The organism is Pseudarthrobacter sp. IC2-21 (genome assembly GCF_034048115.1).
Taxonomy (GTDB): Bacteria; Actinomycetota; Actinomycetes; order Actinomycetales; family Micrococcaceae; genus Arthrobacter; species Arthrobacter naphthalenicus.
This window is the reverse complement of sequence record NZ_CP139145.1, coordinates 3,218,527-3,234,328: the sequence shown is the minus strand read 5'-3', so window position 1 is coordinate 3,234,328 and position 15,802 is coordinate 3,218,527. Positions and strand designations below refer to the sequence as shown.

Sequence of the window (15,802 nt, the reverse complement as noted above, 5' to 3'; positions counted from 1 at the left end):
GTCTGATGACGTGCAGTGGCACGTACCGAGGGTACTTCGAGCCCGGCTTGACTACGCCCAGGGGCGGAAGCAACCCCGCCCGCGGCCAATGACAACATCTTGATCCTGCTCGAGACAGGGAAATGCAATGACGCATGTCTTCACAGAAGCCGAGGATCGGGCCGGCGGCAGGGCCGCTGGGGCCTGCAGGTTTGCAGCAGCGGAGAGCCTCCAATGACGCCCCTCCAAAGCGTCTCACTGCCTGCCCAGGCGACCTTCGGCCGGGATGGCGCGTTGTTTGAGGGGCTGCTTGGCTTCGTGTCACAGCTGAGCGTGGTGCTATGGGGCCTGGTGCTGCTCACCGTGGTGGTGCGCTTCGTGGGCATCGGGCTCTATCGGCGTGGAGCCCGCCGACGTGCCGCCCGCATGGCTCTTGTCCAGGCCGTGCCGCCGAGCGACCCCGCTCCGGCTGCCGCGTCAACCACCACGGCCACTGCGGAGGTGGTCCAGCCGGCCACCGTTCAGGTGCCGCCCGCGCTCGCTTCCAATTCCACGGAGCCACCGGCATGGACATCCCCCTCCTGATCTTTTGGTTGTTCGCCGGCGTCAGCATCCTCTACGTCGTGCACTTCGGCTTTTACCTGGTAGGCGCCAACTTCTATGACGTTTGGCAGCAGCGCAGGAGGGGGGTGAAAGCCGTCCGGCTCCCCGTGGAGTACGAGGCGGAGTGCGCGGCCACGGCAACGTGGACCTGCCGAGCGCTTCCCGAAGTGCCCGGTTTGGTCTCCATCATCATTGCCGCCCATAACGAGGAGGCGGTGATCGTCCGGACTCTTGACTCGATCCGGCGGAGCACCTACCGCTCGATCGAAACCATCGTCGCCGATGACGCGTCCACCGATCTCACAGGCCGGCTGGTCCGCGACTACCAGGTGCGCCACCCCGACATGAACCTGCGGATCGTGCGGATGCATAAGAACGTCGGCAAGGGCGCAGCGTTGAACGTGGTCCTTCGCCGCCTCGCGCGCGGCCAGTTCGTGATGACGCTGGACGCCGATTCGATCATCGAGCCCGACTCCATTTTCAATGCGCTGTCCTACTTCGAGGATCCGTACGTGGCCGGTGTGGCCGCCAATGTGCAGATCCTGGAAGAGTCGACGGCGCTCGGCATCCTGCAGCGGTTCGAGCACATGATCGGCTACCGCTCGAAGAAGCTCTATTCGCTGCTGAACTGTGAGTTCGTGGTGGGAGGAGTGGCTTCCACCTATCGGATGCGCGTCCTGCGCAAGGTCGGCTTTTATGACACTGACACCGTGACGGAGGACATCGGCCTGAGCGCCAAGGTCACCAGCCTGGGCAACCGGCGCTTCCGCATGGTCTACGGCGCTGACATCGTTGCGAAGACCGAGGGCGTACTCACGCTCCGTGCCCTGGCCAAGCAGCGTTACCGGTGGAAGTACGGCAGCATCCAGAACCTCATCAAGTATCGCGCCATGATCTTCAACCCGAGTCGACGCTACAGCGGCACTTTGGCCTACTACCGGATGCCGATGGCGGTGTTCAGCGAGTTCACGCTGCTCGTCTCGCCCCTGGCCTGGACGTATGCGGTGTACTGGTCGCTGGTCACTAAGACGCCCACCCTGATACTCGGTGCCTACGCGACCATCACGGCCTACACACTGCTGACCGTCTGGTTGGATGAGAACCTGACCACGCGGGAACGCGTGCGGCTGTCCTGTTACGCGCCGACGGCCTACTTCCTGTTCTACATCATGGACTTGGTTCAGCTGACGGCCGCAGTGGGCTGCATCGTGCGCTCGCGGGGCCTGTTCCGGCGTCCCGGGATCAACACCTGGCAGTCGCCGCCGCGGGCGGGCAGCGTGCTGGTGGTGGCTCGTGCGTAGGCGCCGGTGGTTTCTCCGCGTGCTGCTCAATCCCCTTGTAGTTATCTCGATTGTGGTCGTCCTGCTGGCGGCCGGGTGGCTGCTCTATACCGGCGGGAAGAGCAGCCTCTCCCAGGCCCGGCCCGGCGCGAACCTGTTTCCCGCGCTCCTTGCGACCGCAGCCGGAACTCCGGCGGCGACGGACCCCTCAGCGCCGGCCAGCCCGGCCAGCCCCACGGGCGGCTGGAACGTCCGGCACAGCGGGAATGCCCGGACCTCGCTGGAGCTGGTCAAGGGACAGATGACCAGCCAGGCGCTGGAGCTCGATATTAGTGAGTACTCCTCCGGCGACGTTGCGCTGACGAGCCCACGGGTCAGTGTGGAACGCAGCAAGACCTACCTGTTCAAGGCGTTCATCAGCAGCGACGAGGACTTCAGGCTACTGGCCCGCAGGTACCACGCCGACGGCAGCACCACCTTGGAGCAGCTGCGAAACCCTCTCGAACGGCCGGGCGATACCCCGTTCACGGTCAGTGACGCGTTCAACAGCGGGGATTCGATCACCGCGGTTGAGTACGTCTTGCGACTTTCAGCCAAGGGCAGCCTCCGGGTGGAGGGCGCCTACGTCGAGGCGGCGGACGACGTCCGGGTGGCCGGCCCTGCCGCGACGATGGCGGCCGCCCCTGCCGGAACGACGACGGCGGCCCCCAACCTCATCCCCAACCCCAAGCTGGCCATCCCCCCGCCGGGTACACCGGACCCATGGTCCCCGTACAGCTCAGGTGTATCCACTGTGAAGTCCGGACGGGGTGAGGACAAAAACGGCACCTTCCTGTGGACAAGTGTCGCCAACTACCAGAACGGCGAGGCGAAGTGGCAGTACGATCCGATTCCTGTCACCGCCGACCGGTACTTCGAGTTCGGTGCCACCTACCAGTCCGAGCGCGACGTGGACGTGGTGGCGGAGTTCGAGCTCGCGGCAGGCGGGCGCGTGTTCAAGAACCTGGAGACGGTGCCCCCGGCGGGGGAGTGGACGACGATCAAGGAGTCATTCCAAGTCCCCGCCGGGGCAAATGCGGCAATGGTCACCCTCATTTCGCACGGGGAAGGCACCACCGGCGTCCGTGATTTTTCCCTGACCGACATCACCAAACCAGGACCTCTGCGTTGGGACCGGCCCATGGTCTCGATCACGTTTGACGACGGTTGGCAGTCCATCTATGACCGCGCCCTGCCTTTGTTGAACCAGCACGGCTTCCGGTCCACCCAATACGTCAATGCCAGCTCCATCGAGACGCCGAACTTCATGACTGCCGCCGAGGTGCAGCAGATGCACGACGCCGGGCATGAGTTCGCCGCGCACAGCTACGAACACGTCGATCTCACCTCGATCAGCGCTGACCGGTTGGATGAGCAGTTGCGAAAGAGTGAGGAGGCGCTGGCCGATGCCGGACTAAGCACTGACAATCTGGCAACCCCGTACGGGCGGTCCGATCCCCAGGTCGACTGGTATGCGAGCAAGTACTTCGACATCGTGCGCGGGACGGACGACGGAATCAACACCCGGCAAAACCTCAACCCACACGACCTGAAGGTGTTCTACGTCACCGACCAAACCACGCCGGAGGCCCTGACCGAAGCACTTGCGGAGACGTCCCGGTTGAACGGCTGGCTCATCCTCGTCTACCACCAGATCGCAACCCCTGAATCCACCGGCACTCAGGAAACCGGAACCATCGCGGCGGACCGGAGCACCATCACCAGCGATGTCCTCGACACTCAGTTGCAGATCATCGACCAAAGCCGCATTCAAGTCCTGCCCGTGACGCAGGCGTTCAAGCAGTTGCAGGGTCAGTGATCACCATTCGGCTGTGTCCACTTGGCGCCGTCGGACATCCGAAAAGAACGGAGAATCTCATGAGCAGAGTCAGATCCGGCTGGGCACGCGGGCGTGCCCAGCTTGCGGCCATCGGGGCGGTGGGGGCCGTGGCCACCGCACTGCTGTCCCCGATGACCGCGAATGCCGCCATGGAAAACCCTGCCCCGACTCCTATGGTGTCCTTCACCTTCGATGACGGTATGGCCAGTGCGCTCACCCAGGCGGCACCCACGCTGCAGAAGTACGGGCTGACCGGCACCAACTATGTGATCACGGATTGCGTCGGCATGACAGAAGTGCCGAATACCTGCCGGGCCGGTGCGGAGGTTCCACATATGACGTGGGCTGAGATCGCGCAGTTGCAGAACGCCTACGGCTGGGAAATCGGATCGCACACCGTCGATCACCAGTGCCTGGTGAGTGTAGGTAACGATTGCCAGGCCACCAAGCTGACGGCCGCCGAGGTGGACGCCGAGTTGGCAGACAGCAGGGCCGCGCTCAAGGCCAATGGCTTCAACGCCACCGCGTTCGCCCCGCCGTACGGCGACTACGACATGTCGGCCGTCGCCCAGGTGGCCAAATATTACAGCTCCATGCGCGGTTTCGCCGATACAGGCAACAACGTCTGGCCGCTCGGCGATTACCTGCTCCGGGACGTCCCCGTCCAGGAGATCACCACACCGGTGGCCGCTCTGAAGGCCCAGGTGGACGCGGCGATCGCGAATAAGCAATGGGTCGTCTTTACCTTCCATGACATCAGGCCGGGTCCGAGCCAAGTTCCGGATGATTACCAGTACGGCACGGCTGAGCTTGACGAACTGGCGGCGTACGTGAAGACCAAGGTGACCGCCGGTCAGATCAAGAACGTCAACGTCAGCAAGGGCCTGGTGAACGGCACCCCTAACAAGATGCCGAACCCCACGTTCAACAACGGCCTCGGGGATGGCTGGCGGACCGACGCGCCGTCAACGATCACGGCCGACGCCGCCAACAACGGCAGCTTCCCCGACGCTGCCCGGTCCGTGAAGCTGGTCTCGGGTACTGCCACGGGTCACTTGTTCTCGCCCATCGTTCCCCTGACACCGAGGACGAACTACATGTTCAAGGCCTTCCTCAATGTCGCTGCGATCACCACGGGTGAGGTGGGGTTCTACGTCGACGAATACAACGCGGCCGGACAGTGGATCTCCGGGCAGTTCCGCAAGCGGGAAAATTCACGGTGGGTGGAGTCGATGAACTTCACCTACACGCCGAGCTCGACCGATGTGGCTTCGGCAAGCCTCCAGATCTGGGTCATCGGCACCGGCATCACTGCTTATGTGGACAACGTGCAGATGCTGGCGATCGGCGCGGATGCCACCCCGCCGGCAGCGTCCAACCTCCTCGCCAACGGCACGTTTGACGCCGGCATCAGCTCGGGCTGGACAACAGACTCCGCAACCACCATCGCGGCGGACGCGGCGAACCACGGTAGCCCGGCCAACCCGGTGAACTCGGTGAAGATGACAGCCACCACGGAGAACAAGCATCTGCTCTCCCCGCAGGTCGCGGTGACGGCCGGTAACTACAGCATCGCCGGCTACCTCAACGTCGCCGCACGAACCAGCGGGGAGGTGGGCTTCTACATTGACGAGTACAACGCGGCCGGGCAGTGGATCTCCGGGCAATACAAGCTCGGCGTGAATGCCGCCGGCGTGACCAATGTCGACCTGACGTACTCGCCTAGCACCACCGCCGTCGCGAAGGCGCGCCTGCAGGTTATCGTCCCAGGCAACTCGGGACTGCAGGGGTACTTCGACGACGTCCGCTGGACCAGGTCCTGACCGCGAGGGAAGAGGACAGGATGGCCGGACGCGCGCGCACAGTGCTGGTGGTGCTGGCGTCCGGCCTTCTTGTCATCCTCGGCGGCTGCTCCTCACCCCAACCCGATGTGACAATTGACCTGCTGCGCGAGAACTGGAAGGACGTCACGGGGGTAACGGCCGGCGGCGACGGCCTGCAGGTCACCGCCTCCGCCCGGAGCATCGTCGGGCAGGACGGCAGGGGAGGCCAGCCGGACCCGCCCCTCAATCTGGCCGGCACGCATCTGATGGTCGGCGGGGACTTCACGCTGAGCGCGACGTTCGCCGATATGACAGCTGACGCGTCCTGGGCGCTGTACGACAAGCCGCCCGTGATCGCGGACGAGTTCCGCGTCGAACCGGCGGGCCTGCGGCTCACACTCCAGGGCAAGGAACTGGACATCGCCGTCTTCGACGGCACACAGAACAAAGACCTGGCCCGGCCGGTCCCCATGCACGACGAACGGGTGACGCTGAACAACCCGGAAGCGCCGCTCACCGTGCACCGGTCCGGAGACACCCTGACCGTCGCCAGCGGCGGGGAGACCCTCACGTCGCTTGCCCTCGGAAAGGTGTTCTCCTCGGGGCGTCTTTGGCTCGGATTCTCGAGCGACTCCGGAGGCTTCGACGTCACCTCGCTGACGGCGGCTGCGCCCCGTAGCGCCGGCTTGCGCACATCAGGGGCCGCAGCCGCCGACGTCTGGCAATCGGAGGACGGCCTGCAGGCACTGGCGGCCAAAACCAGGCCGGACTTGCGGATCGGCGCGGCCGTGGCACTGGGCCCCCTGAGCAGCGACGAGGACTACGCGCGGGTGCTGGTGGGCAACTTTGGTTCCATCACGCCGGAGAACGCGATGAAACCCCAGTTCCTTTCCCCGAGGCAGGGCGTTTACACCTTCGAGGAGGCGGACGCGATCATCGCGATGGCGCAAAGCAAGGGCATGATCGTGCACGGACATACCATTGCGTTCACCGAGGCGATGCCGCGCTGGATGCGGGAACTGCCCAGCGGCACGGACGCAGAGCGCAAGTCCAGCGCCGCCGCCCTCCTCGACTACGTCACCACCGTGGTGACGCACTTCAAGGGACGGCTTGACTCGCTGGACGTCGTCAACGAACCGTTCGATGTGGACCAAGGAACCAGCTTCCAGCAGAACATCTGGTACCGCGTCTTCGGATCCGGGTACCCTGCGGTGGTCTCCAAAGCCGTGTACGCCGCTGATCCGGCCGTCAAGCAGTTCATCAACGAGAACGGGGCCGACGTACCGGGTCGCCGCCAGGACGCCCTGCGCAAGCTGGCCTCGGACACCAATGCCCAGGGCGGCCACCTCTACGGTGTCGGCCTCCAGGCACACGTCTATGACATCGGGACGGACGCCATCTCCGCGGGGGACCTCAGCAAGACGCTCGACGCCTTCGATGCCGCCGGCCTCCGCGTGCGCATCTCGGAGAACGACGTCACGGATGACCAAGGGACAGACACGCAGGCGCAGCAATACGCCACGGTACTGGCGGGCTGCCTGCGCTCGCGTGCCTGCGTCTCCTACACCACCTGGGGCGTGGACGACCGTTACGACTGGAGCATCGACCACGACGGCAACCTGCGGCAGGGCCACGACTTCCTGTTTCATGACGGGCAGCCCACGCCCGCGTACGACGCGATGAGGCAGGTTCTGGGCGGCTGACCGCCGCACCGTCAGTTCACCGCGTTGGCCTTGCCTGGGCGCGGCCGGTCAACGTTATGAGGCTTCATTGAGTCTTGCCCGCTTCCTCGCCGTCGAGTTCTTCCCCGCTGTGCGAAGCATGTCCACGGTCAGGACCAGCAGGGCCAGCCAGACCACGCCGAAACCGATCCAGCGGTCGGTGGTCATGGCCTCCTGGAAGATCACCAGCGCCACCACGAACTGGAGCATGGGCGCCACGTACTGCAGCAGCCCGATGGTGGTCAGCGGAAGCCGGCGGGCCGAGGCGCCGAAGAACAGCAGCGGCACGGCGGTGAGCACGCCGGACGCCGCCAGGAGCCAGAAGTGACCGGGACCCTGGGTGGCCAGAGTGGCCGTGCCGGTCGCGCCGAGGACCACCATGGTGACTCCGGCCAGGGGTGCGAGCACCATGGTTTCGACGCTGAGGCTTGTCACCGCATCCACTTTGGGGCCAACCCGGTTCTTCACGAACCCGTACAGGCCGAAGCTGAAGGCAAGCGTCAGGGCGATCCACGGCAGTTTGCCGTAGCTCACCGTCAGCACCGCCACGGCAACAAAACCGATTCCGACGGCGGCCCACTGCAGGGGCCGCAGCTTCTCCTTGAGGACAATGACGCCCAGGAGGACCGAGACAAGGGGGTTGATGAAGTAGCCCAGCGAGGCTTCAACAGCCTGCCCGGTGGTCACGCCGTACGTGTACGTCAGCCAGTTCACGGCAATGAGGGCACCGGCAATGGCCAGGGGGCCGAAAACCGAGCGGTCACGGAAGGCGGTGGCCAGTGTGGGCCAGGACCGGGTGACGGTGATCAGCAGGGCGCAGAAAAGCAGCGACCACACCACCCGGTTGGCGACGATCTCCACCGGTCCGGCGGGCAGGAGCGCAATGAAGTACAGCGGAAGCAGCCCCCAGAGCCCGTAGGCGCCGAAGCCGAACAGGATTCCCGCCGTCGTCTCTTTGTCCACGGCCTTCGGCCCTGCACCCTGCGGCCCTGCACCCTGTTTCCCCGCAGGCTTGACGGCGGTGGCTTTGGCGGCTGGGGTGGGACCGTGGGGAGTAGGCACGTTTCCCATAACATCACGGTCCCGGCGGGTATTCCGCCAATTCATCAGTAGGCTTGCCTTTATGGAATGGACGAACCGGCAGGATGCCACCCAGTGAGGCTCCGCCGCAGCAACGCCAACGGCCGCGGCTACCGGCGGGTGGCCGCGGGGACGGGCTTCAGCTTCCGCGACCTGGACGGCTCCACGCTGCCGCCCGGGCCGGTCCGGGACCGGTTGGAAAGCATCGGGATCCCGCCGGCGTGGAAGGACGTCTGGATCGCGCCGTTCGAGAACGGGCACATCCAGGCGACGGGTGTGGACGCCGTGGGGCGGCGGCAGTACATCTATCATCCGGCGTGGCGGGAGCGGAAGGACCGGCTGAAGTTCGACCGCGCGCTGCAGCTGGCCGAATCCCTGCCCTCCGCCCGCCGGCTGGTCACCCTGGACCTGCGCAGCGACGGCGTCAGCCGGGAACGCGTCCTTGCGGCGGCGTTCAGGATGCTGGACAGCGGATCCCTCCGGGTGGGCTCCGAACGGTACACCAACGAGAACGGCAGCCGCGGCCTGGCCACCCTGCTGTGCGCGCACGTCCACGTCCGCAAGGACTGCCTGGAACTGAAGTTTCCCGCCAAGAGCGGGAAGGACTGGGAATCGGAAATCCACGACGCCGACCTGGCCGCCCTGGTGCGGACGCTGAAGCGCCGCGGCGGCAACGCCCGTCTGCTGGCGTATAAGGACGGGCGGAGCTGGCATCCGGTGACCAGCGCGGAGATCAACAGCTACGTTAAGGAGCGCACCGGCCAGGACTTCACCGCCAAGGACTTCAGGACGCTGCGCGGCACCATCGCGGCCGCCCTCAGCCTGGCCCGCAGCGGGCCGCAGCAAAAGGTGGCGGCGCGGAAACGGGCCATCAGCATGGCCATGGAGGAGGCGGCCGCGGTGTTGGGCAACACGCCGTCGATTGCGCGCAAAAGCTATGTTGATCCCCGGCTGCTGGACCACTATGCCGCGGGTGAAACCATCGATCCGCACCGGCCGCAGTCAGCCGAGTCCGAGCTCCGTGCGCTGCTGTACCGCGAGGGCGAGGTTGTGCCGCTGCAACGGAGCGGCTAGGCGGCGGCCGGGAAGCGGCGGCCAACCTTGCACCATCCGGGCCCTGGCACATTTAGAATAGGGGCACTGAGCGCAACCGTCGCTGTGCACAACCTGCTCGTGCGTAGGGTGCGCTGTACCGCGCGCCTTCGGCGCAATTCCTCCTTCCAGAAGGGCTCCCGGTGTCCCACCCAGGCGAAACCACCCCCAAGCGTCCACTGCGTGTTGCCATTGTGGGTGCGGGACCTGCCGGGGTGTATGCGGCGGACATCCTGACCAAGTCCAACGGCGTCAAGGACGGGGACTTTGAGGTCAGCATCGACCTGTTCGAGGCCTATCCGGCGCCGTACGGCCTGATCCGCTACGGCGTGGCACCCGACCATCCCCGCATCAAGGGCATCGTGAACGCCCTGCACAAGGTCCTGGACCGCGGCGATATCCGCTTCCTCGGCAATGTCACCTATGGCCGTGACCTCACCCTGCATGACTTCCGGGCCTTCTATGACGCCGTGATCTTTTCCACCGGTGCCATCAACGACGCGGACCTGCCCATCCCCGGCATCGATCTGGCCGGCTCCTTTGGCGGGGCGGACTTTGTCTCCTGGTACGACGGCCACCCCGATGTACCCCGCGAGTGGCCGCTGGATGCCAAGGAAATCGCCGTGATCGGCAACGGCAATGTGGCCCTGGACGTGGCCCGGATGCTGGTCAAGCACGCCGACGAACTGCTCACCACGGAGATCCCGGACAACGTGTACGCCGGCCTGAAAAACTCGCCCGTCACGGATGTCCATGTCTTCGGCCGCCGCGGCCCCGCCCAGGTTAAGTTCACCCCGCTGGAACTGCGCGAACTGAGCCACATGAGGGACGTGGACATTGTGCTGTACCCGGAGGACTTCGAGTTCGACGAAGCCTCCGATGACGCCATCCGCAGCAACAACCAGATCAAAACCATGGTCAACACCCTCACCAACTGGCTGGTGGAGGAGCACGCCGAAGCGGAGGAACCATCCTCCCGCCGCCTGCACCTGCACTTCCTGCACAACCCGGTGGAGATATACGACGACGGCGGGTCCGGCCACGTGGCGGGCATCAAGTTCGAGCGGATGGAGCTGGACGGGACCGGCAACGTGAAGGGCACCGGCGAGGTCGTGGACTACCCGGTCCAGGCCGTGTACCGGGCCATCGGCTACCACGGCTCGCCGCTGGATGAACTGGAATACGACGCCAAACGCGGCGTGGTCCCTAACGAGGGCGGCCGCGTGCTGGACGCTGACGGCAACCCTGTCCCGGGAATCTACGCCACCGGCTGGATCAAACGGGGCCCGGTGGGACTGATCGGCCACACCAAGGGCGACGCCCTCGAGACCATCGGCTTCCTGCTGGAGGACCGGCTTTCGCTGCCCCCGGCCCGGAACCCGGATCCGCAGGCCATCATCGACCTCCTTCACGAGCGCGGCATCGAGTTCACCACCTGGGAGGGCTGGATCAAACTGGATGCGCACGAAGCAGCCCTCGGCGCCGAATGGGTAGGCGGCGACGGAACTGCCGACGTCGTCCGTGAACGCATCAAAGTGGTCCCGCGCGAGGACATGATCAACATCTCCCGCGCCTAGGCGCCCGGAGCGCTCCCGCGGCGAAGGCCGCACCGGGGGTCCCAAAGCGATCATTGACACCGGCGTTTCCAAACAGCCGGTACCCCACTAGACTGGAGCACCTGCCGGCCCGGTGCCGGCAGCCCCTGGAAGCGGCCGTGCCCGGCAGGAGTTCAAAGATGAATCCCCTTCACCCGTCAGCGTCTGGCGCGGAGACCATGGAGCAGGCGCAGAGGCATGCCCTGGCAGGCCATGAGTGGCTGACCGGCTCGGGCCCGCTGGACGCCGGCGTGGCCGAAAACCTGGTGGTCACCGGATTGCGGAGCCTGGTGGAGGAATCCTGGCAGCGATCCGCACAGTTGAAAGCCAACCCGGACAACCCTGAAGCGCCCCTCGCCCTGGACACCGACGAGCTCGAGGACTACCGGCGGCAGCACCCCCTGGCCAGCATCATGCCCGTGATCCATAAGCTCCTGGTGCTGCCCAGCCACGACAGCGGCCTGCTCGTGGCCGTCGGGGATGAGGTGGGGCGGCTGCTTTGGGTGGAAGGTGATCCGGCGCTGCAGCGGCGTGCCGAAGGCATGATGTTCGTTCCGGGGGCCGACTGGTCCGAGGCCACTGTGGGCACCAGCGCCCCCGGAACTGCCCTCGCACTGGGCCGCGGCATTCAGATTTCCGGCGCGGAGCACTACCAGCGGTCCGTGCACGAGTGGAGCTGTACCGCGGTACCGTTCCATGATCCGGATTCCGGGGCGCTGCTGGGCGTTGTGGACATCACGGGCAAGGCCAGCGCGGTGGCGCCCCATACGTTGTCGCTCGTGGAAGCTACGGTGGCCGCGGCACAGGCGCAGCTCCGTGTGGAGCGGCTGCAGCTGGCCGCAACCCTTGCCAGCCGGCCGGCCCGACGACGGAGCTCGGCGTCGGCGGCAGGGTCACGGGCGGCGGGCCCGGGTGCGGCGCGGGCCGGGGGAGCGGGCGCCGGTCTGAAGGAAGGCAGCCTTTACCGCAACAGCCTGCAGCTTCTGGGCCGTGACCAGGCGCTGCTCAGCATCGAAGGCAAAACGGTGGCCCTGTCAGCCCGGCACAGCGAAATCCTCACGCTCCTCAGCACCCACCCGGAAGGCCTGAACGCCGAGGAGCTGTGTGTGCTGCTCTATCCGGGCGACGGATCCACCATGACGCTCCGTGCCGAAATGGTGCGGCTGCGTAAAATCCTGCAGCAGCTCAACCCCGCCGCCGTCCCCGAATCCCGGCCCTACAAGCTCAGCATGGACCTGGTCCCGGACAGCGGACAGGTGTTGAACTGCCTGCAGCGCGGGGCCCACCGGATCGCGCTGGAAATCTACCGCGGCGCCGTCCTGCCGCGCTCCGAAGCGCCCGGCATCGTTGACCTGCGCCACCGGGTATCCTCGCTCATGCGCGAAGCGGTGCTCACCGACGGCAGCGCCGAGACCCTGCTCAAGTACGCGGCGCTTCCGGAGGCAAGAGACGACGTCGACGTCCGGACGGCGGCGCTGAAGCTGCTGCCGGCGCGCTCACCCAAACGGGCCGCCGTCGTCGCCGATCTTGAACGGCTGGAAGCCGAACTGAGCGCCTAAGGCGCCCTGCAACCTTCCCGTGTGAGCTGACTCACACGGTTGCAACCTGACTGCAACCTGCACACTCCTACGCTGGGTCCAACGGCGGCCGCCGGCCTCAAGGCACCGCCTCATGCACAGCAAAGGAGCTAGCAATGACTGTTTACGCACAGCCCGGTACCGAGGGTTCGAAGGTCACGTTCAAGGACCGCTATGAGAACTGGATCGGCGGCGAGTGGGTTGCCCCCGTCAAGGGCCAGTACTTCGAAAACATCACCCCCGTCACCGGCAAGGTCTTCTGCGAAGTGGCCCGCGGAACCGCTGAGGACATCGAACTCGCGCTGGACGCGGCGCACAAGGCGGCACCCTCCTGGGGCAAAACCTCCGTTGCCGAGCGGGCCGCGGTCCTGAACAAAATCGCGGACCGGATCGACGAGAACCTGGAAATGCTGGCTGTCGCCGAGTCCTGGGACAACGGCAAGCCGATTCGAGAAACCCTCAACGCCGACATCCCGCTTGCCGCCGACCACTTCCGCTACTTCGCCTCCGCCGTCCGGGCCCAGGAAGGCCGGCTGTCCCAGCTCGACGACGACACCACCGCCTACCACTACCACGAACCGCTCGGCGTCGTGGGCCAGATCATCCCGTGGAACTTCCCCATCCTGATGGCCGTCTGGAAGCTGGCCCCCGCCCTCGCGGCAGGCAACGCCGTGGTCCTCAAACCGGCCGAGCAGACGCCTTCGTCCATCCTCGTCCTGATGGAACTCATCGGTGACCTCCTGCCCGCCGGTGTGCTGAACGTGGTCAACGGCTTCGGCGTTGAAGCGGGCAAGCCGCTGGCCTCCAGCCCCCGGATCCGCAAGATCGCCTTCACCGGCGAAACCACCACCGGCCGGCTGATCAGCCAGTACGCCAGCCAGAACCTCATCCCGGTCACGCTGGAACTCGGCGGCAAGAGCCCCAACATCTTCTTCAACGACGTTGCCGCGGACACGGGCGACGCGTTCTACGACAAGGCGCAGGAGGGCTTCGCGCTCTTCGCCTTCAACCAGGGCGAAGTCTGCACCTGCCCGTCCCGCGCCCTGATCCAGGAAGACATCTACGACTCCTTTATGGAGGACGCCATTGCCCGGGTGGGAAAGATGATCCAGGGCAACCCGCTGGACACCGAAACCCAGGTGGGCGCCCAGGCCTCCAACGACCAGCTCGAAAAGATCCTCTCCTACATCGACATCGGCAAGCAGGAAGGCGCCAAGGTGCTGATCGGCGGTGAGCGTGCCCAGCTCGAAGGCGACCTGGCCGGCGGCTACTACGTCCAGCCCACCGTCTTCGAGGGCCACAACAAGATGCGGATCTTCCAGGAGGAGATCTTCGGGCCCGTGGTGTCGGTGACGAAATTCAGTGACTACGACGACGCCATGGGCATCGCCAATGACACCCTCTACGGCCTCGGCGCCGGCGTCTGGTCCCGCAACGGCAACGTTGCGTACCGGGCAGGCCGCGAAATCCAGGCAGGCCGTGTGTGGGTCAACAACTACCACGCCTACCCGGCGGGTGCCGCGTTCGGCGGCTACAAGTCCTCAGGCATCGGGCGTGAAAACCACTCCATGATGCTGGACCACTACCAGCAGACCAAGAACCTGCTGGTCAGCTACAACGAAAACAAGCTGGGCTTCTTCTAAGCCCGTCCGGGCGGGTGGCCCCGGGCCGCCCGCCCACCCTCATCACCTGCACTCAAACGCTAAGGATTTCGCCAATGACGACGACAATGCAAGCTGCAGTAGTAACCGAATTCGGCAAGGACCTCCAGATCAAGGACGTCACGCTTCCCGCTCCGGGTCCGGGGGAAGCCCTGGTCAAGGTTCTCACCACCGGCGTCTGCCACACTGACCTCCACGCGGCGGAGGGCGACTGGCCGGTCAAGCCGACCCCGCCGTTCATTCCGGGCCACGAGGGCGTGGGTGAAGTGGTGGCCCTCGGCGAGGGTGTCACTGACCTCGCCGTCGGGGACCTGGTGGGAAACGCGTGGCTGTGGTCCGCCTGCGGGGACTGCCAGTACTGCCGTACCGGCTGGGAAACGCTGTGTGAGGCGCAGAAGAACGCCGGCTACAGCGTGGACGGCTCCTTCGGCGAGTACATGCTGGTGGACTCGCGCTTCGCGGCGCGCATACCGGCGGGATCCGACCCCGTCGAGGTGGCGCCGGTGCTCTGTGCCGGCGTCACCGTCTACAAGGGGCTCAAAATGACCGAGGCCAGGCCGGGGCAGTGGGTCACCATTTCCGGCATCGGCGGCCTGGGCCACATCGCCGTCCAGTACGCCGTGGCCATGGGGCTGCGGGTGGCCGCGGTGGACATCGCGGACGACAAACTGGCCCTCGCCAAGGCCCATGGTGCCGAACTGACGGTCAACGCCCTGCACGAGGATCCTGTGGAAGTCATTCAGCGCGAAACCGGAGGTTGCCATGGAGTCCTTGTCACCGCAGTGCACCCGTCCGCTTTCGGACAGGCGATCGGCATGGCACGCCGGGGCGGGACGATTGTGTTCAACGGCCTGCCGCCGGGCGATTTCCCGGCGCCCATTTTCGAGATTGTGCTCAAGGGCCTGACCGTCCGCGGTTCGATCGTGGGCACGCGGCAGGACCTGGAGGAAGCGCTGGACTTCTACGCGCAGGGCAAGATTCACCCCACCGTGTCCGTGCGGGAGCTCGGGGAAATCAACGCAGTCCTTGACGAGATGAAGCACGCCAAGATCGATGGCCGCGTGGTGCTGAGGTTCTGATGCCCAACCAACGGCTCGACGCCGCGGTGACGCTGCCCGGGGAAAATTTCTCCCGGGTGGCGCTCACCCCGGAGGCGGTGGAACTGCTGCAGAAGCTCTGGCGCCAGCACGGGCCGCTGATGTTCCACCAGTCCGGCGGCTGCTGCGACGGCTCCTCGCCGATGTGCTTCCCCGCAGGCGAGTTCATCACGGGGGATTCGGACGTGCTGCTGGGACTGTTCGATATCTCGGACGGGCTCAAGCCGGAGCCGCTGGAGTTCTGGATGTCCCGGGAACAGTTCGAATACTGGAGCCATACGCATCTGACGGTGGATGTGGTGGCAGGCCGGGGGAACGGCTTCTCGGTCGAATCTCCCGAAGGCAAACGGTTCCTGATCCGGTCCACGCTGATGGACTGGCCCGTCTGAACCGGTTCGACAGGAAAGCCCTTGAG

General features: G+C 65.7%; 12 protein-coding genes. 11 read left to right on the top strand and 1 reads right to left on the bottom strand.

The genetic code is table 11. The features are described from left to right. Window positions 1-213 precede the first annotated feature (213 nt). The 5 genes from SBP01_RS14860 to SBP01_RS14840 are packed head-to-tail and all read left to right on the top strand — an operon-like array spanning window position 214 to window position 7,267. Window positions 214-564 (top strand): hypothetical protein, encoded by a 351-nt coding sequence (locus SBP01_RS14860; RefSeq protein WP_320536285.1) that lies wholly within the window; start codon window positions 214-216, stop codon window positions 562-564. Next, on the top strand, window positions 546-1,883 hold the full coding sequence (locus SBP01_RS14855; protein ID WP_320536284.1) for a glycosyltransferase family 2 protein: 1,338 nt from the start codon (window positions 546-548) through the stop codon (window positions 1,881-1,883). Before SBP01_RS14860 ends, SBP01_RS14855 begins: the two co-directional genes overlap by 19 nt. A 19-nt stretch (window positions 1,884-1,902) precedes the next feature. Beyond that, on the top strand, window positions 1,903-3,720 hold the full coding sequence (locus tag SBP01_RS14850; protein WP_320536283.1) for a polysaccharide deacetylase family protein: 1,818 nt from the start codon (window positions 1,903-1,905) through the stop codon (window positions 3,718-3,720). Window positions 3,721-3,779: 59 nt separating this feature from the next. Beyond that, window positions 3,780-5,564: a polysaccharide deacetylase family protein gene (locus tag SBP01_RS14845; RefSeq protein ID WP_320536282.1), complete on the top strand. Its 1,785-nt coding sequence runs from the start codon at window positions 3,780-3,782 to the stop codon at window positions 5,562-5,564. A gap of 20 nt (window positions 5,565-5,584) precedes the next feature. Beyond that, complete coding sequence (locus tag SBP01_RS14840; protein WP_275212135.1) at window positions 5,585-7,267, top strand: endo-1,4-beta-xylanase; 1,683 nt, start codon at window positions 5,585-5,587, stop codon at window positions 7,265-7,267. Between the two features lie 54 nt (window positions 7,268-7,321). Here SBP01_RS14840 and rarD read toward each other — a convergent pair whose 3' ends face one another. Further along, entirely contained in the window at window positions 7,322-8,356 is a 1,035-nt protein-coding gene (gene rarD, locus SBP01_RS14835; RefSeq protein WP_275212136.1) for an EamA family transporter RarD, read from the bottom strand. 84 nt (window positions 8,357-8,440) lie between these two features. Here rarD and SBP01_RS14830 point away from each other — a divergent pair, with 84 nt between their 5' ends. The 6 genes from SBP01_RS14830 (at window position 8,441) to SBP01_RS14805 (ending at window position 15,776) form a co-directional block, all read left to right on the top strand. Further along, window positions 8,441-9,439, top strand: coding sequence for a DNA topoisomerase IB (locus tag SBP01_RS14830; protein ID WP_320536281.1), 999 nt, complete (start codon window positions 8,441-8,443; stop codon window positions 9,437-9,439). Between the two features lie 161 nt (window positions 9,440-9,600). After that, window positions 9,601-11,034: an FAD-dependent oxidoreductase gene (locus SBP01_RS14825; protein ID WP_320536280.1), complete on the top strand. Its 1,434-nt coding sequence runs from the start codon at window positions 9,601-9,603 to the stop codon at window positions 11,032-11,034. 158 nt (window positions 11,035-11,192) lie between these two features. Then, window positions 11,193-12,611, top strand: coding sequence for a GAF domain-containing protein (locus SBP01_RS14820; protein WP_275212139.1), 1,419 nt, complete (start codon window positions 11,193-11,195; stop codon window positions 12,609-12,611). A gap of 134 nt (window positions 12,612-12,745) precedes the next feature. Further along, window positions 12,746-14,272: an aldehyde dehydrogenase family protein gene (locus SBP01_RS14815; RefSeq protein ID WP_320536279.1), complete on the top strand. Its 1,527-nt coding sequence runs from the start codon at window positions 12,746-12,748 to the stop codon at window positions 14,270-14,272. A 74-nt stretch (window positions 14,273-14,346) separates the two neighbouring features. Then, entirely contained in the window at window positions 14,347-15,369 is a 1,023-nt protein-coding gene (gene adhP / locus SBP01_RS14810; RefSeq protein WP_320536278.1) for an alcohol dehydrogenase AdhP, read from the top strand. After that, window positions 15,369-15,776: a DUF779 domain-containing protein gene (locus SBP01_RS14805; protein ID WP_320536277.1), complete on the top strand. Its 408-nt coding sequence runs from the start codon at window positions 15,369-15,371 to the stop codon at window positions 15,774-15,776. The genes adhP and SBP01_RS14805 overlap by 1 nt, the downstream gene beginning before the upstream one ends. Window positions 15,777-15,802 lie beyond the last annotated feature (26 nt).